Below are 23,382 nucleotides of genomic sequence, written 5' to 3'. Positions count from 1 at the left end.
TGTTGCCGATGCGTGGAGAGTCGCTCGTCACTTGTGATGGAGAGGACTTGCTTTCGCGGGAATGTTGAAATTTTGCTGACAACCAGCCGTGGTGTTACTGCACGTTTTCCCACGCGATCTTGCACGGTTGAAATCACGTTTAGATTCGTTGTGGTTACGTCCTGCGTACCTATCCGTTTGTATCGCCTTCACGTTCATAGATTTTCCGTATCCGGTCTGATCTGGAAGCTGAACGCATCTTGAACGACCATGGAGCCGGGTGCATTGTTTCCGCGCTCCGTCTTTCCGTGAGATGCTGGACCGGTTTGCTGCCGGACTGGACCCTTTGCCGGGCGGTTGAGAGAAGTCGTTGTGGTGCCGGGCGCATTGGAAGTGCCATCCGTTCGACGAGCGTTGGTTCGTCTTTTCTTCGTCTCCTGCAGCGCGTATCGAAGCGCACTGGCGGTCACGTTGATGCCCGCCTGTTTTGCCTGATCGATTAGTTGTTCGACCGAATACCCTTTGGCGCGGGCCGCATCAATGTGGGCGCGCACGTCCGGCATCGCGTCGCGTACCGTAATGCGTCGCTCGGAGGGCGGTTTTTCCGGTAGCGCGTCGAGCAGTCGTGCGAACTCGTCCCATTGGGCTTTCGTGTAAGTCTTCGGTGCGGGCATGATCACCTTCCGTTTGCGCTGGTGAGCAGTATGTCGAACTGATCGTGCATGCGGCTTGTTGGCGCGTCAACGCCGCATTTGTGCGCGATGTGGACGATGGCGGATCGCCTTGGGCGGTAGTAGGACGCTACGGAACGACGTACTTTTTTCTGTTCGTGGCGGAGGCGCAACGACATCTGTCAAGGCAGTGCCATGCCGCAGCGATGCGCGTGAAGTTTGGCGGCATCGCTCACCCGTCGAGCGTGCATGTCACGTTCGCTACCGCTGAAGATGTTTGCCCATGATTACCGATTCGAATTCGTGCGCGGAATGGGTTATTGTTGGGTGCGATCGGATTACGCGACGCATGGGACGCAGTTTCTTGTCTCTATCCGCCTTGCGTTTACAAGTGGGGGTAGATACAACGCGCATATTGGCGACGCTCTTGGTGACCCGGATTTGCGCCAGTTGGGTAGGGTTCAGGTCTAGTATGAAGACGTTTGAAAATCCGCGTGCGATTGCCGACTCCAGTTGCAGCCCTCGCAGACATCCGACATTCAGGTCGCGGCAGTGGACCGGATCACTACGCAGAAATCGGCCTGCGCAGTATGCAGGCTCGATCGATCGACATCCCGCGCCATGAGATACGGTGTGCGGTCAAACAAAGGAAGAACAGCGGATTCATGGGGTGTATCCCGCGGACGCATCTGGTCACCTTACGGAAATTCCCGGCCGACCTCGCTGAAAGTGCTTAGCCGGGAGACAAAAAACCGAGATTGAAACGAGTGATGGCAGGATAGGCTTGCGCCGGCTTTGGGCGCCGTCCATTTGTCGAGTTGTCTTGCGTATTGGTGGCTACACTTGCGTGCCCTTGTGCTCGTTAAATAATCACTTGCGAAGCGTGAAATCCAAATAGTATTGCGTCATCGAACATCGTTTCAACGGGAAAATGAATCGGCCTAGCAGGTTGCGGAAATACCTCACGCGGAAGTCATCGCGACGGATAGTAAAAGCGTTGATGTGAGAAGCTCACCCGCCCCCCCAAGGAGATCATGCGCGGCGCCGACACGTTCACCGAAAGTCTGTTTTCCGTGCACAAGCTGGACGATTTCGTTCCGGGCTCGCATCCGCTGCGCTCGATTCGCATCATGGCGAATGAGGCGCTGGCGAAGATGGACCGGTTGTTTGCCGGAATGTATGAGGCTGACATCAAGGGCGGCCGCCCGAGCATCGCGCCGGAGAAACTGCTGCGGGCCATGCTGCTGCAGGTGCTTTACAGCATCCGGTCCGAACGCCAGCTCATGGAGCAAACGCAATATAACCTGCTTTTTCGATGGTTTATCGGCCTGTCGATGGACGATTCGGTGTGGGTGCCGACGGTGTTCACCAAGAACCGCGAGCGTCTGATCCGTCACGATGCGGTGGTCGAATTCTTCAACGAAGTGCTGTCTATCGCGCAGAAGAAGAACTGGTTGTCGGGCGAGCACTTCAGCGTGGACGGCACGCTGATCCAGGCGTGGGCGGGACACAAGAGCTTTGTGCGCAAAGACGGTGACGACAGGGATAACGACGGTGGTCGCGGCGAGGGCGACTTCAAGGGTAGCAAGCGGAGCAACGAGACACACGAGTCGACGACCGATCCCGACGCACGGCTTTATCGCAAGGGCAAGACGGCCAGCGAACTGCGTTTCATGGGCCACACGCTGACCGACAACCGCCATGGGCTGGTGGTCAACGCCCGCGTCAGTCGTGCTGACGGACATGCTGAACGTGACGCGGCCAAGGTCATGATCAACGATGCGGGGCAAGCAGCGAAGGACGCGGCTGCGCAAATCACGCTGGGCGCGGACAAGGGTTACGACGCACAGGAATTCATCGAAGCCTGCCAGCAGATGAAGGTCACGCCGCACGTGGCACAGAACACCTCGGGTCGTCGTTCAGCAGTGCCCGATGCCATCGCACACAGCGTGGGCTATGCGATATCGCAGCAAAAGCGCAAGCTGATCGAACAAGGCTTCGGATGGGCGAAGACCGTGGGGCGCATGCGCCAGGTGATGGTGCGCGGGTTGGAAAAAGTCGACCAGATGTTCGTGTTGAACATGGCCGCCTACAACCTCGTGCGCATGCGCTCTTTGGGGCAGGTCCGTCCGCAGTAGCGGAAATCGCGGTAATCGGGCGAAAAATGCGCCTCACGCCGTCGAAAAAGGCATTGAGTTGGCGTTGAAATTTCGCCATGCAGAAAATCTGCGGCGGCAACCGCTCAGCGAGATGGACGTTGCTTCTGCTGGGGTGTATTTCCGCAGCCTGCTAGACGTTCTGAAAGCTGCGCCCGATGAGTGTGTATCCCTTTGCTTGGATGGCCGGCATGACTGCCTCCCGCCCGCATATGGATTGCGGATTGAATGAAGACGCACTTCGTTCGCCGTCAGCGACTCAAGAGCGTACAGCCAAGTTTATCCAGCGCATTTAGACTCAACATCATTGCGATGCGGCGAGTGCGACGCGAGGCACACCGCGGCCCGATTTCGAAATGGAATTGCGTCTCAAACGTTTGACCCAGACGTTTCGGAGTTGACTGTCGAGGGTTCTTTGCCCTCCCCCTTAAGGCTGCCGCGAGCATGCGCCACAGGCTCGTACTGGCCACGGAGGTCCCCTGTCTGTTAGACTCAAATCTATATTGAAGTAACTTCGGGGGCTCGGGCCTAGGCTGCTCGATAAGCAAGAAATCAAAGCATTGCAGAATAGGTTACAGAATTCCGTTGGTCAACACGTGTACCTACGCGCAAGGCGTTGTTCAGAACGGACGCTGCCATAAACCGCTGTGAGCGGACGATGGTTGCAAGAGACTAAAAGAGCGCCATACTGTCTTTGATTGCTGTTGCGGGCCGCAACGTCTCGCAGCAGCGATATCAAGGGGTAGAGAATTCCTGCAGCGTGTAGGACACAACGACGAATCCGAATGTTCGGCGACCGACGCGTGTGCAGATCGAGCATGCGAGTGTGTGATGGGATTTTTACGACACTCATGGGCGATGAGGTTGAGTCCGGCGCGCGCTAATCGAGCCGATACGCTGTGGGCGGGGAATATTTACGTTTGACTTGTCGGGTGCCACAGAAAGTGAAAACTTTGCCAAAATAGTGAAAAGGTACTGACTAAATACTGAAAAAATGGGGCACTAGAGGCCACCCCGTTCGCGGCATCTTGAGCTTATGATGTTTGCTGCTAGACTCATGCCGGGCCAGAGACTTTGGTAAGCACCGGAGCCCCTCAGCGCGAACCTGGACAAGACTAAGACACTGCTCAGCACCGCTTGGTGCCGCATGCCCACCGGACCCGTCGCTTATTGCAGTTTCACAACTAGCGAGACAGATGCAGTTGTCGAGAATTTTGTGGGGATATAAATGGCACGGCATCCTTGTGGTTGTGCTCCTTTTTGAGGCCGACACATTGGTCGTGCAACAGACGAACTACGCCTAAAAGAGAACAGTTCGGGTTTGCCATGTTGTTCGATACCTTCTGCACATACAGTCAAACTAGAGTCTCTGCGCCACCTTCATCTACTTACTCGTAATAGAGCATTGGCTTATCCGGAGCAGCGGAGCCGATTGAACACCTTCACCTCTAACATTAAGACCACATATCAAGCGAGGAAAACATGAGCGGCAGCATTGAAGTTAAGCTTCTTGGCCAAGTCAACAAACAGCTTGTCGGTGCAGGAAACGCGCGAATCTCCCCAAAGCACGTAATTGTGGTGACGGCGGCCCAAATTTTCCAATATATTCGATACAAAAAAATCGGGAAAAAAAATCCGTATCAAGTTGATCCGCTCTCCTTGATAAAGTTGGACAAGAAAGCTCAGCGCGGGATAAGCGACGACGGCTTCGCCTTTCAAGACGAATCCAAAGTGGCTGAGATTCGCGACGTCTTGCTCGGCGTATCCAAAGAGGCCGCGCAGATGTACCTTGGGACGCTCGTGTGGAACGTCCGGCCTGGCAACGGGGCGGAATTAAAGAAAATAGTCGAAACAGATCCTGATAATCCACATATTCCACCTCTCTACAAGCTTCGCATAACCAGCGATACGATTTGGCTGACAGACTCCGCTCATCGACATTTCGGAATCGCAGAGGCAGTGGCCGCCTGGCGGCGTGATAAAGATAAATATCCGGATTTTTCAGATACATTTGAATTTTCAATCGATTTATTCAATCTCGATGCCGTTCAAGAAAATGCTCTGTTTCGAGAGTTGAACGCAAAGCAGAAAAAGATAACTGCTTCTAAGGCGCAGCAAACCGATACGGGTTCTGCCCTCGGCTTGCTTAAGAGTACGATCTTGGCAAAAGATCAGAGCGACAAGAAGCTTTTCGACCAAAATATCGAGGTGAACTCCAATGAGAATTCGCGGCACACCTTGATGACGATGTCTGTCTTCACGGCATCGGTGCAAAATATGTTTGGGAAGGCGACGATTGAAGCTGCGCGTAAGAGTGAACACCTACGGGACGAACTCGCACAATATTATTGCGATTTCTTCTACGCCCTTCGAGATTATATTCGGGTAAAAATCGATCGTAGGGGTGAGACAATTGAAGTCACTCCCTTTCAGAATTTATACGAGACCACCATTGCGCCGGCGATAGATAAAATGGCGGAGGAAACCGATGAATCTAAAATAAACGCCGCGCTCAGTATTGCTCGTGACAAGGCAAACGCATTAAATCAAGATATTCAGAATGAAGAAAAAATACACAGCAATGCGGTTGTGAAGGCATTGTCACGAATAGCAAAAAGAATTCAGTTCGTATCGGGGTGGCAACGCGTTGTTCAGTTGTTGCAGACGGATCTGATCGCGCAGAATGGTGGTCAATATTTTCAAAAGACGAATCTATCTTTGTTTGAATCGCAGAACGGTGCTGCCCCGATCGCAATTAAGAAGGCCGATGGCACCATGAATATACAAGTTCAAGATCAGGTTATACGAGAAATCGAGCGGCATCTCACGTCGGCACTGTCTTTGAATTTTGATGCGGATGTGCGATTAAGATATCAGGGGCATACGATTGACGCCCCGGAGGAGCGAGTTGGCTTCACCGGAATTCTTCGCCGGGTAAGTGAAACCTATTTCGACGTAGAAATCGATTTTCCCGTCGGCGCAAATCTAGACCTGAGCGAAGATAACATAAGACTTCGCATTGAAGCGCTGTTGCCAACAGGTGCGCAATGGAAAAATGCCGACAAGGTCGGAAAGGCGCGACTCATGCCTGTGCAACTTTCAGTTATAGAGGGCTTCGATCATGCGATCTATCCCGGCGGGTTCAAGAAATACAGCGCAAAGTTTGAAGTTACGCTCCCTATGTACTCCGATTTGAAACCGGGAACAGTCGACTTGCAGTTGGATCTTGATATCGTAGACATTGATGGATCGTCATTACGTGTCCGGAGGCTATTGCCAATGCAACCGGAGGTTTGAATGCTCATTCCATTTTCCGTTTTAGTTAGTGCTCTCGCGGAAAACCGGTGCGTGCTAAGCAGAAAACTACTCAGTTTTGATGAGGCGGTCATTAGCAGGGACAGAGTGCCCAGCCTTTATGACACTTCCCTCAACGCCAAGGACAAAACGGTAGCTCGAGAAATCGTGAAAATGATTGTCTGCAACATCCACGAGATCCGACTCCTGTTCGCCACGAAGCCGGATGCGCGACTGCTGCTCCGGCGTTTTTTCGGTCTTTGCCTTCGTCACGGCGGCGAGGGTGACGAAGGGATTTTGCACGCTTACCTATTTGCGTTTTGGGAGGACGTAGTGCGACAGGTCTCACTTGGGCGCCCTATGCTGACGTCTCCAAGGTGGGCCTCCAAAGAGTTTGGCGTCGGACTGGGCGATATCCCGGCCGGCGAAAAGGCTATTGCTGAAAAACTTATTGCGGTTGGAGTACAAGTTGATTTGTTCTTCTGTGATGAGAAAACGCAGACTCTATGTTTGGCAGAGATTAAAAGAGGTGTTTGTGACGATAGAGCAATAGGTCAAATTTTGCGCTACTATCAATCGGCTTGGCGATTATTGCATTCTTCGCAATTCAGAAGCATGAATCTGAATTACGTCTGGCCAATATTAATAGTTGAAAACGTAAAGGAGCATCATCTTCAATCGTTGCCTGTTCATTTTAGAGGCATGCTTGATGTGCTTACCTACCAGACCGCCGAAGATGGATGCCCTGAGTTGATGTCGTTTCGGAAAGCTGCGATAACTAATCAGTGGATTTGAAGCCGTGGCGACTCACGGCCTGAGTTGCTCAGACGGATTTCATTCCAGGGGGCGACATCGTTCCAAATCAGGGGCGGCTTGTTGTCTCGGTTAGATGCTGTGGCGAAGCGTTCGCTTCCACTCGCTTTCGACGCGCAAGATCCAAGATGCCGCGTCATCGAAACTCGTTGTAACAAACGGTGCCTTAATTGTCCTTATTCACTAAATACCATTTCGCGCAAAACCTGCTTGGGGCCGGTACCGCTCGCTACCCCGCGTCAACTGCTCGAGCGATATGTCGATCTGGTTGATCAACAATGACACTTACGTTAGCCGGCGCAAAGCGCCTACCCGGTTAGGTAAATTGTGGAGAACTCTTGGACGACAAGCGTACGGTGGCAAACATGCTCGTCAATCTTTAAGCTGCACTAAGCTCCCATCGCTGCTCCCCGCACCCCTCAGAACGGTCACCCCGACCGTCGCTTGCCTCTCTGTGGGGATTTGGTAAGATTAATCGGGTCGTATAGAAAAATAATGCGTTGTTGGTCGACCTTCCCGTGCACGTCGAGAGGGGTGGGGTTCAATAATGAGCGTCTTTGCTCCTCGATGTGGAACTAATAGCTCCTCTGGACATCGTGTGTCCCAGTGAGATGCGGGTCTGTGGTGACCGTAGGGATCGCGCGGTGAATCCGTTACCACAAGAAGGCCAATATGTTCGTCAGATGCACGCTGTTCCCGGGGGACGGAATCGCGAAGTTGCTGCAGCAGGGCCACGTTGAGTCGGTGATTGAGTACTTTGACGACCCATACGCAGAAAGAGTCGTTAGGACCGTCCCGTCCGCAACTGTCGTCCGGGCGCGCTTGCACAGGCAAGCGCGGGTCTATTTTTTTGACCAAACGAGGAAGTGTTGGCGAATTGCGCGGATCGTCGAGGCAGACGGACATACCCTGCAGTTGAAACTTCCGAATGGACTGTCAAAAGTTCGAGACCTCGAGGACGTTTTCGTGAGGTGGGACCGACCCATCCGCGACCCGAGTACATACTTGGCAAACTTCATCACGGAGACCCCAAGTTATGCATCAGGGCGGGGACCGTTCATGCGTCGGACGATGGATTTGCGCGGGGGCTTCAAGGGCTTGTCCGCCTACGCGTCGTCGCGGATTGAATTGTTGCCGCACCAGTTCGAGGTTGTTCGCCGTGTCCTGTCGGACCCGCGTCAGCGCTACCTGCTAGCGGATGAGGTGGGACTGGGCAAAACCATCGAAGCGGGGATTATCCTCAGACAATACGTACTCGATTATCCGACGGATCATTGTGCTGCGATCGTGGTTCCGCCTTCGCTTGTTCAGCAATGGCGGGACGAACTGCGCAGGACATTTCATCTGTCCGATTTTCTCGACGATTCTCTTTTCGTTATTGGATTCGATAACTTCAAGGCGATGGCCGCCGTTTTGCCCAAGGCTGGCATGTTGGTTGTCGACGAAGCGCATCAGGTGACGACTGGCTATGGATCGACCGACTCACGCAAGAGAAGTCTGTTCGGAGAAGTTGCGTTCGCTGCTGCGCGCGTGAGGCGACTCCTTCTGCTCTCGGCAACGCCCGCACTTGGCAACGAGCGCACTTTCCTTGCAATGCTCCATCTTCTCGATGCAAGCCTGTACCGCCTCGAAGACGAAGCGACCTTCCGCGAAAAGGTTCAGCACCGGGTGAAACTCGCGGAACTTGTTGCGACACTGGTTCCGGATAATGTGTTTCTGTTGGCGGATTCGATCAAACAACTAAGAGGACTATTTCCACGGGACAGTCTGCTAGTAAGACTTTGCGATGAGTTGCAGACAATCGTCGACAGGCTGCCTGACGAAGACGATCCTGACCTTGACGATGCGCTTCGCGTTCTCAGAGCGCACGTTAGCGAGACATACCGATTGAGCAGACGAGTCCTGCGCAATCGTCGCTCTTCACTTTCCTTCCTTACGCCGAACCGAAGCGGGGTCAAGGCCTTAAGATACGCTTCGGTTACGCGGGTAGAAATCGAGAGAAGCTTAGAGGACTGGCGGATCGGCGCGATAACAGAGGGCTCGCATGGTGACGAAAGTGCTGCGGCCTTCCAATCTATCTTCGTGAGATTTATTGACGCGTTCCTTTCCGACACGATGGTTCTGCGCGAACTTGTATCGGTCCGTTTGCGTGAGATCGAGGGAAGCTCGAGCGAAGCGTCGCAATGCGCGGTCGCCTCTTTCCTTGGCGAAGACGGATGTTTGAGAAGACTGCTGGCTGCTATTGGGCAGACAGTTGAGCACGTGGGAACTTCGGAGCTTTGTCGGCTGGCTTCGAACCTTGCAGGCCAACGAGGTCAAAAGGTAGTCGTGTTCACATCATCCGTGTCGCATGCAGACCAACTGTATGTTGAGTTGGCCAAACATATGAGGGCTCAGGTTGTACGTCATCGGACACGTTCGCGGGATGCCGACGCGACCGACTGGGATGACTTTGACGAGACAACCGAAACCGAATGGAGACGGTTCGTCACTGATCCTGGATGCTCTATTCTCGTCTGCGATAGGGCTGCAGAGGATGGCCTGAATCTGCAGGGAGGCAATAAGATCGTCATCCATGCCGACCTGCCGCTGTCGCCAAATCAAATAGAGCAACGCATAGGTCGTGTGGATCGCTTTGGTTCAGGAAGCGCCGTTCTTTCGTATGTTGGATATTGCGAAGAAAGCCAGTGGGACACTGCATGGTTCAATTGCGTGAACAGTGGATTTGAGGTGTTCGATCGTTCGGTAGCCAGTTTGCAATATCTAATCGATGAGCGAATGGAGGCTGTGAGAGCCAGGCTATTGCTGGACGGTCCTGATGCACTTCGCGATCTGGAAAAAGGCCTAGTTGAAGAAAAGGCGATACAGTATGAGATTGATCGCCTCGACAAAATGGATGCGCTCGATTCCATCGAGCAGGGGGATTCCGGAGACTTTGACCTTTTGGAGGAGGCGGACGCCGACTGGAAGCATATCCGGGAGGACGTCGATGGATGGGCGGTCAGAACTCTGAAATTTCAGCAGATCAAGTCTGGGTCGTCCGACTTGGAGCAGGTAGTTCGCTATCAGTACACCGCTGATGAGAAATCAACGGGCACTCTGCTTCCGCTGACGCGGTTTCTTGAATACCCGGGCTTCATTGAGGCGATCGATACAGAGCAACCGGGTGCAAGGCAACAAACGCCCCGCACATTTGCCTATGCATTCAGACGACCTACGGCACTTGCGCGGAACGCGCATGTCCTGAGATATGGATCCGCCTTCTGGCGTGGCCTCGAACAGTTTTCACTGCTTGATGAACGTGGACGGTCATCGGCCATGTGGCGATTCTTGCCCGACTGGAGGAGCATCGATGTCGCGGATGTCTTCATGCGGTTCGACTTTGTCATCGAGGCGGACATAACGGAAGCCTTCGCCTTGTCAAAGGATGAGGGATACGGCGAAGGCAGTTATTTTGCATTACGGCGACGCGCTGACGCGGAGTTCGCGCCAACAGTCGTAACAGTGTGGCTCGACTCCGAGTACAACGAAGTCACTGACCAAGCAGTCCTCGATCGTTTGAGTGCTCCATATCTTAAGGAGCCGCGTGTGGGGTTGGGTCAGGACTTTAATCTGAACGCCGAGCGATGGGACGTAGTCCGAAACCGGGCAATTCCAGCGATCACGGACTGGCCGGTACACGTAACACACTCGCGTAGTGCCGCCGAAGACGTCATGCGCGAGCATGATGAATTTCGGAATAGAGTTCGGGATGCGGCCAATGTTAGTCAGACACGATATCGACTTCACGACGTCCAGAGGCAGGCGCGACTGGAGTTTATGGAGACGGAAGAGTTGGATGTGGCTCGCAAAGCCGCGCAGTTTGAAGCGCAACTGGACAATGCGTTGTGCGCAGGCGTTGCTATGCCTGTGGTCCGGGTAGATGCCGTACAGGCAGTATTTGTTTCGAATAGGTCGCTCGATGACCTTGCGCGAGAAGCAGCATGAGAGAGTTCGGCTTTTCTGAGTTGCAGAAAGCACTCATGCAGTGGCCGACGGAATTCCCTTTCTCCGAGTTTAAATCACAGGGCACGTACGAGCGGATCAGCCAGATCCTTGCGCGGTCGTTGCACGGTGTTCTCGCGAAGAATGACCTGATACCGCTGATTCGCCAGACCCTGCTGCAACAATCGCAATCAAACAGCCTGAGTCGGATCAAGGTGCCTCACCATCCGGCGTGGCCGTCAATCGGGGAGTGGGCCGAGTGCGGCGTATTCGCGATGCAGGCGCCGGACGGGTTAGTCCTTTCTGCCGAGCGCTGGCACCCTGAATGGCTAGAAGCCTCTACGTCAGGCGTTTTCGACCGTGCGTTCTCTATGGATAGTCTGGCTGTCACGCAGGAGTGTGACTCCGATCCATATGTGGGCTTGGTGACGGGCTTGCGCCACTACAAGTCAAGCGGACAACGCGAAGCCGTGCGCGCGTCTTTTTTTGCACCGCCTGGAAGTACCTTGATCGTCAATCTGCCGACTGGAAACGGTAAGAGCTTGGTTGCGCAGATTGATGTTCTTCTAGACAGGCGCGAGGGAAACATGACAGTCGTGGTCGTCCCGACGGTGGCGTTGGCAATCGACCAAGAAAGACAAATGCAGGAACGCCTGTCAAATCATCCGGGAAAAGGAGAACTTTTCGCGTGGCACGCCGACCTTTCGCTCGAGCAAAAGCAGCAGTTCAAGGAACGAATCCGCAGAGGTCGTCAGCCAATTCTCTTTGCCTCTCCCGAGTCTGTCTGTGGCAGCCTCGTCTTCGCGCTATATGACGCCGCCCGCTCCGGATTTGTTCGTCGACTTGTCGTCGATGAGGCCCATCTCGTCGCACAATGGGGGGATGAATTCCGTCCTTCATTCCAGATGCTTGCGGGTTTGCGAAGCGGACTGCGTCGAGTTGTACCGGACACATGTGAGCCCTTCAACACGTTGTTATTGAGCGCGACGCTTGCAGGGGAAACGCTGGAGACGTTAGCTGCTCTCTTTGGTCCCATGTCACAGGTTCAAGTGATTTCAGCAGCATACCTCCGACAGGAGCCAGAGTATTGGTTTCATCGTGCTCACTCACGTGAAGAGAAGTTAGCGAGACTTCTCGAAGCGGTCCGACATGCACCCCGACCGTTTATTGTCTACGTGAGCGAACGCGCAGACGCCGAGGGAATAGCGCACCTGCTGCGTCATTCGCTCGGTTTGACGCGCGTTGCGCATTTCCACGGTGAAACCTCTCCAGCCGACAGAAAATCGATCATTGATGGCTGGAGCACTAACAGACTGGATGCGATCGTTGCCACGTCCGCCTTTGGCGTAGGGATCGACAAGAGTGACGTACGGTGCGTGATCCATGCTTGCGTTCCGGAGACGCTCGATCGCTTCTATCAGGAAGTCGGTCGCGGCGGACGTGATGGGCGCCCGTGCGTGTCACTCGCGGTCTACGACGGCGCAGATATCGAAATGGGTCGAAGCCTTGGGCGAACTCGAGTCATCGGTGATGAGCTTGGGCAGGCTCGCTGGGAGGCTATGCTCAGATCCCATGAAGCTCGTGCCGAGGATCGATGGTCCGTCGATATCTCGGTTGTTCCATCACATGGCATGCGGCAGAGCGACTATAACAAGGCCTGGAACGTCCGAACCTTGATATTGATGGCCCGAGCCGGGGTTATTGAACTCGATTCCGATTTTCCCGAAATGCCCACGCGGCTGCCTGGAGATACAGACCACACCTACGAAGTCCGTCAGGAAGAGGCGGCGATTCAATATTTCAACAGGACGACGATTCGCATTCTCAATCCACGCCATCGAGAAAAGAGTGTCTGGGCGAACGAGATCCAGACGGCGAGACTTCGGGGCGAGCAAAGTACTGGGCGAAATTTCAAGCTTTTGCTTTCAGTACTCAACGGTGAAGTTGAGATCTCAGACGCGCTGACACGGTTATATGAGGTTGACAACGGTCGGTGGCGTATCCCGGTCGGAGGGGGATGTGCCGGTTGTCCGGTGTGTCGTAGAGCCGGTCAGAGAAGACTGCAGACGCTCATGCCAACGGTAACTCTCGCCGTGACGCGCAACTTCGATACAGGAAAGTGGACCAAGTATTTTAGCGGACGCTCAGCGGAGCGGTTCCTTGTGGTCATGCCCGATCTCCTGTTACCACCGATCGCCGCACAGGTGGTCAAGGCACTGACGGCAGTCGTTTCGCATTTTGACGTCGCCGAGATCAATCTGACCAACAGAGAGTTCTGGAGAGGCGTCAAGGGCTATAGTGAGCTTGCGCGGAAATCTCGATGGAAGTTCGTCATTGAGAATGATATGCAAGCGGGAGAGGCACATGTTGTGAACCAGCGGTTTCCTGCAGTTTCGATTGTGACATCCCCGGCGGTAGAGGTACCTCTCGAGATACTCGCTGCCCACAAACCATTGCATCTCCTGTTCGTACCAGAGAGCTTTATCGATCCGTTTGTGCCTGGCAGAAGAATGGCTGATGTATGGCCAAACCGCATGGATCTTGATCAATTCGTTAAAAAATTGACAACATAGGCAGACGCCGTTCCGCGTGGGAAGATTTGAACCGCCGACGTCTGAAGTAGTGAGACGTTCGGGTAATGGTCTAGGAAAGAGAGAGTCATCGAAATGGCAATATTGAATATGGAAAGCGATGGGATGCCGGGACAGGTCTTGATTGCGCTAAAGGCACTCGTTGCGCGTGGCCCGATGACGAAAGAGAGGTTGATCAGCATATGTGCACCGGAACCCGCGGTTGACCCTAAACGTTTCCGCTATGCCGTAACGAGATGGACTCAACTTGGCCTGTTTGTTGAGACTGAAGGCAAGATCCGTATTGCGTCGGGCTACAGTTGGTTGTCTAACTTGGATCTCCATCAGGCGATTCGGCAGATGCCATCGGTTGTGCGCGAGGTAGCGCTCAATGAGACAAACAACAAAAACTTCTGGGATGCGGAATCGAACTTGAGCGCAGATTTCAGCCGGGCAGCCGCTTGGATCCTTGCACAGGATATTTATAGGCTTCCTTCTTCCGCTGAGCAGATACAGGTTCTGGAGAGTATTCAGATCGGAAATGAGTCGAGAAGAGTGCTCCAAAATGACACGCGCTGGAATGGATTCAAGCACTGGTCGGTATTTATGGGCTTTGCCAGCGGCGACAGCCCACTGATTGTGGACCCTACGGTCGCGGTTCGCGATTCATTGTCCGGTATATTCAAGGGATCGAGGACGCTGACGGCTGCAGATTTCATCGAGGCGCTCGCAACGGTATTGCCGGTGCTCGACTTTGGTAGTTACCGTCAGCTGGTGGAATCGGAAATCAAAAGTTCTGAACTGGCATCGCGTGCAGCGGATGCGCTGTCGATGTCACTGTCTCGCGCGCTCAAGCGACTTGAGATTGATGATCAGGTTGGTTTCGAGATTCGGGCCGATGCAAAGCAGGGGTACAGTTTTACGGGATTTGCCGGCAGGCCTTGGGAGCGATTTACGCACGTCGCATATCACGGAGAAGAATGATGGCACTCGCAAATTGGTGGCCCTCGAGTACCGCAATTAACGACTGCATCAAGCCCGAGGCGGAATCCGCAGACGAGTGCCTGTTGCTTGCTGTCCATCAAACGATGGATCTCACGAAGAAGGCAGCCCAAGAGCGATTTGAAGAGGCGGCTACCGAACAGGATCTACTTACTTACTTTCTGACTGACGACCTGCCAACGGGAACACTTATCCTGCCGTTGAGCGGTCCTTCGGGATACGGCAAGTCACATTTGATTCGTTGGCTTCACGCGCAACTTAAACGTCGTCCTGAGGCGAAGTGCGCTCACATCATTCGTGTGCCGAAGAGTGCGAGCCTGCGTAGCGTGGTAAAGCAGATTGTGGAGGTGCTCGATCCACAACGGTCTCCGGAAATATATAAAGCCTTTAACCAGGCGATTCCGGATTTTCAGCCTCGTGCGGCAGCGAACCGCTTGCGCGCCGAATTGCAGAACGTACTCGAAGAGAGGTTCCGGCAACTGCGCTTGCAGTATTCGCAGGATAGTGTTGATAGCCAAAAACAGCTAACGGATCTGCATCACCTTAAGAACCTTCCTGGGTTGCTCGGGGACGCTGTTTTTACCGACCGTTTGCTGGGGAAGGAGGAGGAGACTTCGGATCATGCTCCACTAATTCGACTCGTCCGGCGTGCGACGGGAGCGAGGACGGCGGATGGTACGGTGGATGATTCTTTGCCGCAGTTCGAACCCGGCGATCTGGATACGACAATCGGCGAAATCAGCCAAGCTTCGGCAAAGGTTAAAAACTATTATTTGACCACAATAGACAGCGCTAATGTGGAGGGGCGTACACGCGCCATAAAGATATTGAACGAAGCCGTAGACACGGCTGTCGGCAACAGTTTCAATTTGAGCGCAAAGGGCGGGTATTCTCTTCAGGACGTTATCCTGGACATCCGTAAGCAACTCCTCAAGGACGGAAAAGAACTGATTCTTTTGGTAGAAGACTTCGCGGCGCTTACCGGCATTCAGGAGGTGCTATTCAATATCTGCATCCAGGAAGCCATACGGGACGGCAAGCAGGAACTGTGCGTCATGCGCACGGCTATCGCAGTCACGGAAGGGTATCTTGATAAGTGGGAAACGATTCGCACGCGGGCGAAGTATGAGTGGGCCATTCGACCAACGGATGAGCGTGATGAGGTCGTTGTGTCGCGAGCCGTTGATCTCGTGGGCAACTACCTGAACGCGAGCCGTCACGGAGTTGAGCATCTCCAGCGTATGTTTAATACCGTTGAAGATGAAAGTGTCGATCCGACTAGTTGGCTGACTGCATTCAGGGACGAAGGTGAGCAGATGTCGATCGTTTCGGGCTTTGGCTATAGCTCGCGGGGCTATGCGTTGTTTCCTTTCAACAAGGAAGCTGTAGCGGCATTTTGCGACCGTTATCTCAAAGTCGGTGGGCGACTGTCCTTTAACCCACGGGCGGTCATCAATTACATACTGAGGCCATTGCTTCTTGACCAGCGCGCCGCGTTTGAAAACGGTACCTTCCCTGCAGCGGTCACCGTGGTAACTTCAAGTGCCGCGGTCGCCGAGTATGTAGCAAGGCAGCGCACCTTAACTCACTCGCAGAGGGACCAGTATAGAAATCTTCTCGCAATCTGGGGTGGCAATCCGGCTAGCGACGACGAGTTGCACGTGCTAAAGCCGTCAGTGCTGGAAGCATTCAACCTCAAGCCACTCGAGGCGATTTTGAGTAAGGCTGACGATCGCGACCAGCAGCGAGACGATGACAATAAAAAGCCTGAAGGCAAAGACGAACCTCTGCAAGGCAAGGACCCTGTCATCGCGCAGGAGGATCCCAAGATAACGGATTGGAAACGAAGGCTCCAGGCGTGGCGAGGTGGAGTGGAACTTGATCAGCCAAGCGCGTTGATTATCCGCACGGCCTGCGTCAAATTGGTGGACGCCTTGACGAACTGGACTCTGAGTTCGTTATCCGGTTCCGAAGTTAAGAATCTGTCGCCAAAAGCTTTCCAGATTCCGAGCGCCCGTGGAAATCAGGAATACCCGGTCGTGGTCAAGATTGCGGAAACTAGCGAGGATCCGGATGGGTTTCTGTTCAAGAGCCTGCTCGCTATTGTTCGGTGGAGCCATCAGGGCTACCAGTGGAACTACCCGGAAGCGGATGAGGACTCTGTATATGCATTCCAGTTAGGCCAGAGGCTTGCTTCCGACTATCTGTCGCAAGCGCGAGCAATTGCTGACTCCGCTCTTACAACGCTGCTGCCGGCTCTGGCAATGCAGTCGCACGCTCTTGGTCTGGCTATGGTGAAGAAGGATTCGACAGGAACAGAAAGCATCGAATCGCTCCTCGCACAGATACTGACGTCAGCAGTAGATGTGCCAACAACGCTGGTGGCAACGGGCTGGGCATTACTGCGCAAGGAGTGCTTCACGCACCGAGCAGGCCTCATGGAACAGTTTTTTCGTCGGGCGATGTATTTTCAGGGTGAGACTGGAAGAACGCCGCTGGCGCTCGACGTGACTCGAATCTGGGAGCTGATGGGAGACCGGGATTTATACGCGGTCGGATTGCAGACGACAGACCTCGATCGGGGAAAAGGATTGGACAAGGAGCTTGTTTCACACGTCAGGCAACTTGCCTCAAGTCTTGGACCACTTTCCGTTCAGTTTTACACCGAACTTTGCAAATGGGGCACTGACATGACCGAGCTGCTTGGCGAGGACACAAACAAGGCGGAGTTGTATGGGGAACTCCGAGCTATTTATTCCGACGCGAAGAGAATCGGTGTTTGGCCAGAGAACGTCGACCAGAGCAGCATTGGAGAGATCCTAAAACAGTTCAATGCGTGTCCGCTCGCGGAGATTCGGAGCCTGTATATGGACGCGGAAAAAGCGCAGACGGAAGCGGCCCGTATGGTAGTCCTCGGACGTGTGGACCCCAAGGAACTGCAGGACACGGCAGTGGTGATGTCTACCATATCCCGATTTGTCTCCAACATGAATGGCCTTGTCGAGGCGAGGCGTAACGCACTCACGGGACTAGACAAGAAGCCTGTTATTGATGATTTATTAGAGGAGTTGGACGCAATCGCATCGAACATGGCGATGCTGAATGTAGTCGATGCAGAAGTTGTGCGACAAGGAGTCGGGTCGTGACCTTGCTTGAACAAACGCGCGCGCTCAAAGAGGGATTGGAATATCTAGAGACGGTGAGAGACAACGGAGAGGAAGTCCGAGAACTCCACGAGCAAAAACGTGATCTCCGTGCGCTGACCGAACCGCTGAATTTTGGTCGGGAGAGCGTTTGCCGACTCCGGACAGGAAGTGTTCCGGTCGACATTCCCGAGAGTTTAGTGGGCGAGGTCGCCAAGTTGGCGGGAAGCGTACGGAAGAAAATGGAGAGAAAACCGGGTTCCCAGACTTTGAAGTCCGGTAAGGAATGGTCCACGTTGCTGGAGAAGTTGCGCACGCTTAACAAAGCGCTGGAGACCTCTGCGAAGTCCGGATGGAAAGCGTACGTCGTGCAAAAGATTACCAGTGACCCACCGGGGACTGTTAAGAGTCGTACTGCCGACACACGGGAGAACAGACAACGTATTCGCGACTACGAGGTGATTTATGCTCGACTGCAGCACTGCAGTCAAAGCCTGCCAGATGACCTCTCTGCTATCGGCGAGGTCGAGTCACTTTCTCAGTCGTTGACTGCTGCATACGGGAAAATTGATTTCGATGTTCCAGAGGCTGTGAGGCTTTTCCTGCATGGAGCGAATAGTACCGCAGGGGCGCCGCTGTCCCTGCTCACTGAAGAGGTCATGAATTGGCTGAAGACTCGGCAGGAGGATGGACTGTACTCGATCAGGACACGCGTTAATTAACGTATGGATAACGTTACGAATCTGTTGATCGCCTGTCTGGACGCCTTGGAGCAACGCGAATTGCCTCTTCTGTCATGGGGCATCGTCGACGCGGCCATCACTCACGATGAAATGGTGGAATTGGTGGATCCACTTCTTGTCGACGCGACGAGTGGCGGACTTGACGCGTATTTTGATGCCGATGCCGTGATCGAAGATTTGGTCCAACGGGTGCTCATCGTATGCGTCGATGACAGTGAGCCTCGTTACCGGTCACGCATGGCCGAAACGATTAGACTCGCCAGCAAACTTAGACAGTGGTTTCCGAAACATGGGGTCGACGGTGGGTGGGCGAATGCTCCCACACTTGTTGCCGACTACCGGTTTCGGTGGAGAAGGCGCGAATACCCGGACCGCAAGGTGACCCTAGGTGAACTTCTACAGGAGATCCGCGATGTACCGCCTTTTGCCGTTTCGGCGATGCGCGTACTGCTCCAAATAGACGCCGGTCAGATCAAGCTTGCGCAATTTCAGGTAGACGCCACTTCCCGCATCCTGAAATCTCTGCGGTCGGGGTCCGTTGCCGGAACCATTGTCTGCGCGGGCACCGGAAGTGGAAAAACCATGGCGTTCTATCTGCCGGCTTTGTCCCATATCACGCAATTGCTCCAAGACCGATCCTCGAAGCGATGGGTAAAGGCGATCGCTCTGTATCCACGAAACGAACTGCTTAAAGATCAGTTTAGCGAAGTCTATTCTCAGGCGCGACGTCTTGACCCGATTCTTGCTGCCACAGGTCGGAAGTTGGTACTGGGGGCGTTGTTTGGCGATACACCGACATCCGCGAGGTACCTTCCAAAACGATGGCGTATGGTCGGAGCGGATGCCGTGTGCCCATACTTTTCGTGCCCGCTTTCGGGATGTGCGGGCGCGATGATCTGGCGCGAAGCGGATCGCGCGCGAGAGATCGAAAAGTTATATTGCGACACCTGTGCTCATTGCGTGGCCGAGGATGAATTGATTCTTACGCGCCGTCGTCTTGCAGAGCAGCCCCCGGATATTCTCTTTACGACGACGGAGATGCTGAACCGCCGTATGTCGGACTCGCGCACTCGCCATTTATTTGGACTGGGTCCGAGGGTGCATCGACCGCCAGAGTTGATGTTAATGGACGAAGTTCACACCTACGCCGGTTTCCATGGCGCGCAGGTTGCATATCTCATGCGTCGATGGCGCGGCGCATTTCGCACGGGGATTCATTTCGTCGGCCTTTCGGCAACGTTGCGCGAAGCGCCAGAGTTTTTCTGTCAACTGACGGGACTTAAACCGGAGCAAGTATCTGAAGTTTCGCCGTCCGCCGGCGACATGAAAAAGGAGGGCGCTGAGTACACACTGGCGTTGCGTGGCGATCCAGTCTCGAGAACCGCGCTTCTATCGGCGACCATTCAGACAACCATGCTCATGGCGAGGACTCAGGACCGGCGAGGACACCCGGTTAGCCACGGCGCGTATGGCAGCAAGTCGTTTGTTTTCACAGATGACCTTGACGCCAATAACCGGTTGTTCTTCAGTATGTTGGATGCGGAGGGGAGAACGCAGAATTCTCGTCGCGAACTCGATCGGATCCGCCATCCAAATGGACCACTTGCGCATCTTCGCCGTTCCAACTTCTCGATTTCTCAATTTGAGAGCGGGCAGGACTGGAGAATAAGCGAGTCGATTGGCCATGATCTCTCTGTCTCATTGCAGGTTGACCGAACGAGTTCGCAAGACGCTGGCGTGGACAGCGAAGCGGATATCATCGTCGCGACTGCATCGCTTGAGGTTGGATACAACGATCCAGCGGTCGGCGTTGTCATCCAGCACAAGGCACCTCGCGAAGTCGCGGCATTTTTGCAACGACGAGGACGGGCAGGGCGACTGCGTAGCACGCGGCCATGGACGGTGGTTGTCCTTTCGGACTATGGCCGTGACAGACTCGCATATCAAGCTTACGAGCAGTTGTTTGATCCGGAATTGCCAAGGCGGGTTCTTCCGCTCGCCAACCGATACGTCCAAAAGATGCAGGCGGTCTTCGCGCTAGTAGACTATCTTGGCGTGCAGTTGGAACAGTCCCGTTTGCACTATCACGTGTGGGCACTATTGGACAGCCCTGGCAAACGTCAGACTGATATTGATCTCCAAACACGGATTGCCCGTTTAATAACGGCAATCCTTGAGAATGATGGGGAACAGGAAGCGTTGGCTCGACATCTGTCTGATGCGATGAAGTTGAATCGCGACTCCGTCGACGCGTTGTTGTGGGATTTTCCTCGTCCTTTGATGACGGCAGTACTGCCCACGGCGCTTCGCCGTCTCCAGTCGCAGTGGGCAAGGATGGGCAAACCGGCGGAAGACCCGTCAGCAGGTTCAGGCCCACTTCCGGAATTCATTCCTGAGTCTCTGTTTGCCGATCTTAACTTGCCCGAAGTAGCGATTCACTTGCCAAGCGGTCAGGAAGACCCTGAAATGATGCCTGTTGTGCAAGCAATGCGCGAATTCGCCCCAGGGCGGGTTTCGAAGAGATTTGGCTACCGATATGGCAACGAAAACCATTGGTGCGGGCCGGAACTTCTGTCGACTGAGTTGGATCACCGCTTCGATATCCGATCCTGCATGCAAGGCTATCTGCTCGGCAATTTTCAGTATCTCGATGACGGACAGATGAAGAGTACACCGGTATTTCGGGTGATGCGCCTGAATCTCTCCGCACCTCCGAAAGATCTTGGCACGACGTCGAATGCGTTCATGGAATGGCAGACGCAGCTTGTTCCGGGAGAGCTTCCGTCTGTATTTCCCGTGCCGCGTTCGTCTCGACTTGCAGGAATTGTTAGGTCAGCGGTGTTTCATACACATCGTGAACAGTCCCCCATCGAAGTTCGGAGATTTGCACGCCGTTCGCGGGCGAACTTGCGGTTCACCGATGGCAGAACAAAGGAGCGAATCTTCGCGTTCACGCTGGACGGTGCTGATATTGCGATCGGCTTTACGCTAAGCGTCGACGGCTTAAAATTGGACATCAACGTTCCGGAAGCGCTCCACTACGACACGAATGGGCACTCGTCAGAAAAATGGCGCGCCTTACGGACTTCGCGCTACTTTGATCTGGCATGGTCTGGCGAAATGCTGGCGAATGTCGAGAGTCCGTTTTCGAGAGACTGGCTTGCACGCGTCTATCTTGGCGCACTCGTCTGCAACGCGTTGGCGGCGAATTGCTCACTTCAGGAGGCGAGCGTCTTGTTAAGCGAAGGGCGCGCGGAAATGGGGTTGGTAGAGGTGCTGGAGACCGTGTTCCAGTCGACGCAGGTTGACGAAGAGGAGGCATCCCACGGAGATTCTCGGGGGCCAGAGCGACTCAGACATGATCTGGTCGCTTTCCTGTGCGATCCGGGCGTGTTAGATGAATTGAAAGCCCTCTCGATGGTGCTCTGGCAGCCGATCGACAAAACATGGCAACCTTGGCTTAAGGTGCGCTACCTGACGACCCTGGGCGCTGCGGTACAGGATGCCATCCAGTCTCTGTGTCCGGAAGTTGACGCGGACTCTCTCCTGGTTGACGTGGTGTCAGAGCCCGCTGACGCGTCCTTGCGGAGTGCTGTTATCTGGGTGACTGAGACGATGGTGGGAGGAGGCGGGCTCATCGAGAATTTGCTGGCGCGTTACGGCGAGGATCCGGCGCGATTCTATGCGCTCGTTGAATCTGCGTTGCAGGCTGGAGAGTTCGAACTGGTGGACCAACAGCTTGGTCTCGTAGTCAGTCTGCTCGCGATCGAATCTGCTGGCTCTGAATTAACGGAGGCGGCGGCGGAGTGTCGTTGCGCAGTTGGACTCGAGAGCAGTCGTGCCGCGTTTGACCGGTTGAGATCCTTGCTTGTCAGGCATCAGCTCCTGCCGAGCCATGCCTTTCTGGCGTCACTTAACGCGCGAATCCTGAGACCCGGGAGCTCTCGAGCCTCAGACGCATTCCTGCGCGACTTGCTGGCTGACTGGCAGGTATCCGAGCACCGCTTGGGGATCGAAATCGACGCGCGACTCATGGCAGCGTTTGCTACCAGGAATGACCTGCCGGACGAACTTCAGGACATGTTCGGCGAGGCCGGCATGTCTAGCGGCTGGAAGATGGGAATGATCTACGGCCTTCTCTGGCCCCGTGGAAGCTTGGTTAGACAGCAGCGCCTATCGATTTATAACCCGTTTTGCAGTCTGCCGAAAACTGAACGTTTGCTCGTAGCCGACTCGATTCCCGAGTGGGACGTCCGAATAGATGTCACACAACCTGAATGGGTGCAGCACTGCCAGTCAGTTCTCGCCGAGCGCGGATTTGCTACATTGACCTGTCCCAGGGGGCAGGAGGAACGGTTGCAGACTGCATTTCACGCTCTCATGCTAAACCCGGTCGATGCAGGGAGCCTTCATGTCTATCCGGCGCTAGTCGCAATTCGGCAGAGCATTTCGGTGAGTGAGGCCGATATCCGGCTTCCTGAAGTAGAGGTGATTTGATGCAATCGCGAAGAATCTTCAAGTCTGCGACAACCAGCCAGCATGAGGTGCGCGAATTGTTTCAGTTCGTCTTTCTCGGTGAACTTCTCAACCCGGGAAGGGCCACGTGGCTTGTCAGTCCGTGGATCAGCGATGTACCTATATTGGACAACCGATCGGGCGCATTCAACCTCGTCGAGCCTGACTGGGGAAGCCGCGAGATAACCATATCGGAAATGCTGCTGTCGCTTATGCGGCGCGGTCAGCCTGTCAGTATCGCGACACGCAGCCTCGATCATAACAAGCGCTTTCTTTCGACGATGCGTGAGAAAGCGAGGAATTCAGGTGTCGATTCGAAACTGTGGATTAACGACGGGGCGGATGCCTTGCATACAAAGGGGCTGTTGACCGACCGGGCGTTGCTCTCGGGCTCCATGAATTTCACCTACGGGGGGTTCGAATTGAATGACGAGGTGATTTCGTTTGATGTCGAGCTGCAGCAGATTGCCGAAGCGAGACTCAATTTCGACAGGTACAGAAACGGCTAGGAC

At 54.3% G+C, this 23,382-nt stretch carries 11 protein-coding genes; 10 read left to right on the top strand and 1 reads right to left on the bottom strand.

Annotation, left to right across the window (positions count from 1 at the left end; translation table 11 throughout):
- Nucleotides 1–194: 194 nt before the first annotated feature.
- Nucleotides 195–653 (bottom strand): hypothetical protein, encoded by a 459-nt coding sequence (locus tag OKW28_RS39735; RefSeq protein ID WP_429453547.1) that lies wholly within the window; start codon nt 651–653, stop codon nt 195–197.
- A 1,031-nt stretch (nt 654–1,684) separates the two neighbouring features.
- On the opposite strand from OKW28_RS39735, the gene OKW28_RS39730 reads away from it, so the two are divergent.
- The 10 genes from OKW28_RS39730 (at nt 1,685) to dpdK (ending at nt 23,379) form a co-directional block, all read left to right on the top strand.
- Nucleotides 1,685–2,788 carry an IS5 family transposase gene (locus OKW28_RS39730; RefSeq protein ID WP_429453545.1) on the top strand — a complete coding sequence of 368 codons (1,104 nt, stop codon included), beginning with the start codon at nt 1,685–1,687 and terminating at the stop codon, nt 2,786–2,788.
- 1,500 nt (nt 2,789–4,288) lie between these two features.
- On the top strand, nt 4,289–6,103 hold the full coding sequence (locus OKW28_RS39725) for a hypothetical protein (RefSeq protein WP_429453544.1): 1,815 nt from the start codon (nt 4,289–4,291) through the stop codon (nt 6,101–6,103).
- On the top strand, nt 6,104–6,895 hold the full coding sequence (locus tag OKW28_RS39720) for a hypothetical protein (RefSeq protein ID WP_429453542.1): 792 nt from the start codon (nt 6,104–6,106) through the stop codon (nt 6,893–6,895).
- Between the two features lie 690 nt (nt 6,896–7,585).
- The gene (gene dpdE / locus OKW28_RS39715; RefSeq protein WP_429453540.1) at nt 7,586–10,900 is read left to right on the top strand and encodes a protein DpdE; all 3,315 of its coding nucleotides are present in this window, start codon (nt 7,586–7,588) and stop codon (nt 10,898–10,900) included.
- A complete protein-coding gene (gene dpdF / locus OKW28_RS39710; RefSeq protein WP_429453538.1) occupies nt 10,897–13,470 on the top strand; it encodes a protein DpdF in 2,574 nt (857 codons plus the stop codon). Before dpdE ends, dpdF begins: the two co-directional genes overlap by 4 nt.
- Nucleotides 13,471–13,563: 93 nt before the next feature.
- Complete coding sequence (dpdG, locus tag OKW28_RS39705) at nt 13,564–14,451, top strand: protein DpdG (protein ID WP_429453536.1); 888 nt, start codon at nt 13,564–13,566, stop codon at nt 14,449–14,451.
- Nucleotides 14,448–17,615, top strand: a complete 3,168-nt coding sequence (dpdH, locus tag OKW28_RS39700; protein ID WP_429453534.1) for a protein DpdH — start codon at nt 14,448–14,450, stop codon at nt 17,613–17,615. The genes dpdG and dpdH overlap by 4 nt, the downstream gene beginning before the upstream one ends.
- Nucleotides 17,612–18,334 carry a hypothetical protein gene (locus OKW28_RS39695; protein ID WP_429453532.1) on the top strand — a complete coding sequence of 241 codons (723 nt, stop codon included), beginning with the start codon at nt 17,612–17,614 and terminating at the stop codon, nt 18,332–18,334. Before dpdH ends, OKW28_RS39695 begins: the two co-directional genes overlap by 4 nt.
- Before the next feature lie 3 nt (nt 18,335–18,337).
- A complete protein-coding gene (gene dpdJ / locus OKW28_RS39690) occupies nt 18,338–22,852 on the top strand; it encodes a protein DpdJ (RefSeq protein WP_429453530.1) in 4,515 nt (1,504 codons plus the stop codon).
- A complete protein-coding gene (gene dpdK, locus OKW28_RS39685) occupies nt 22,852–23,379 on the top strand; it encodes a phospholipase D-like domain-containing protein DpdK (RefSeq protein ID WP_429453528.1) in 528 nt (175 codons plus the stop codon). Before dpdJ ends, dpdK begins: the two co-directional genes overlap by 1 nt.
- Nucleotides 23,380–23,382: the final 3 nt, after the last annotated feature.

Source organism: Paraburkholderia sp. 40 (assembly GCF_050434105.1).
GTDB classification, from domain to species: domain Bacteria; phylum Pseudomonadota; class Gammaproteobacteria; order Burkholderiales; family Burkholderiaceae; genus Paraburkholderia; species Paraburkholderia tuberum.
This window is presented reverse-complemented; position numbering and strand designations above follow the sequence as displayed.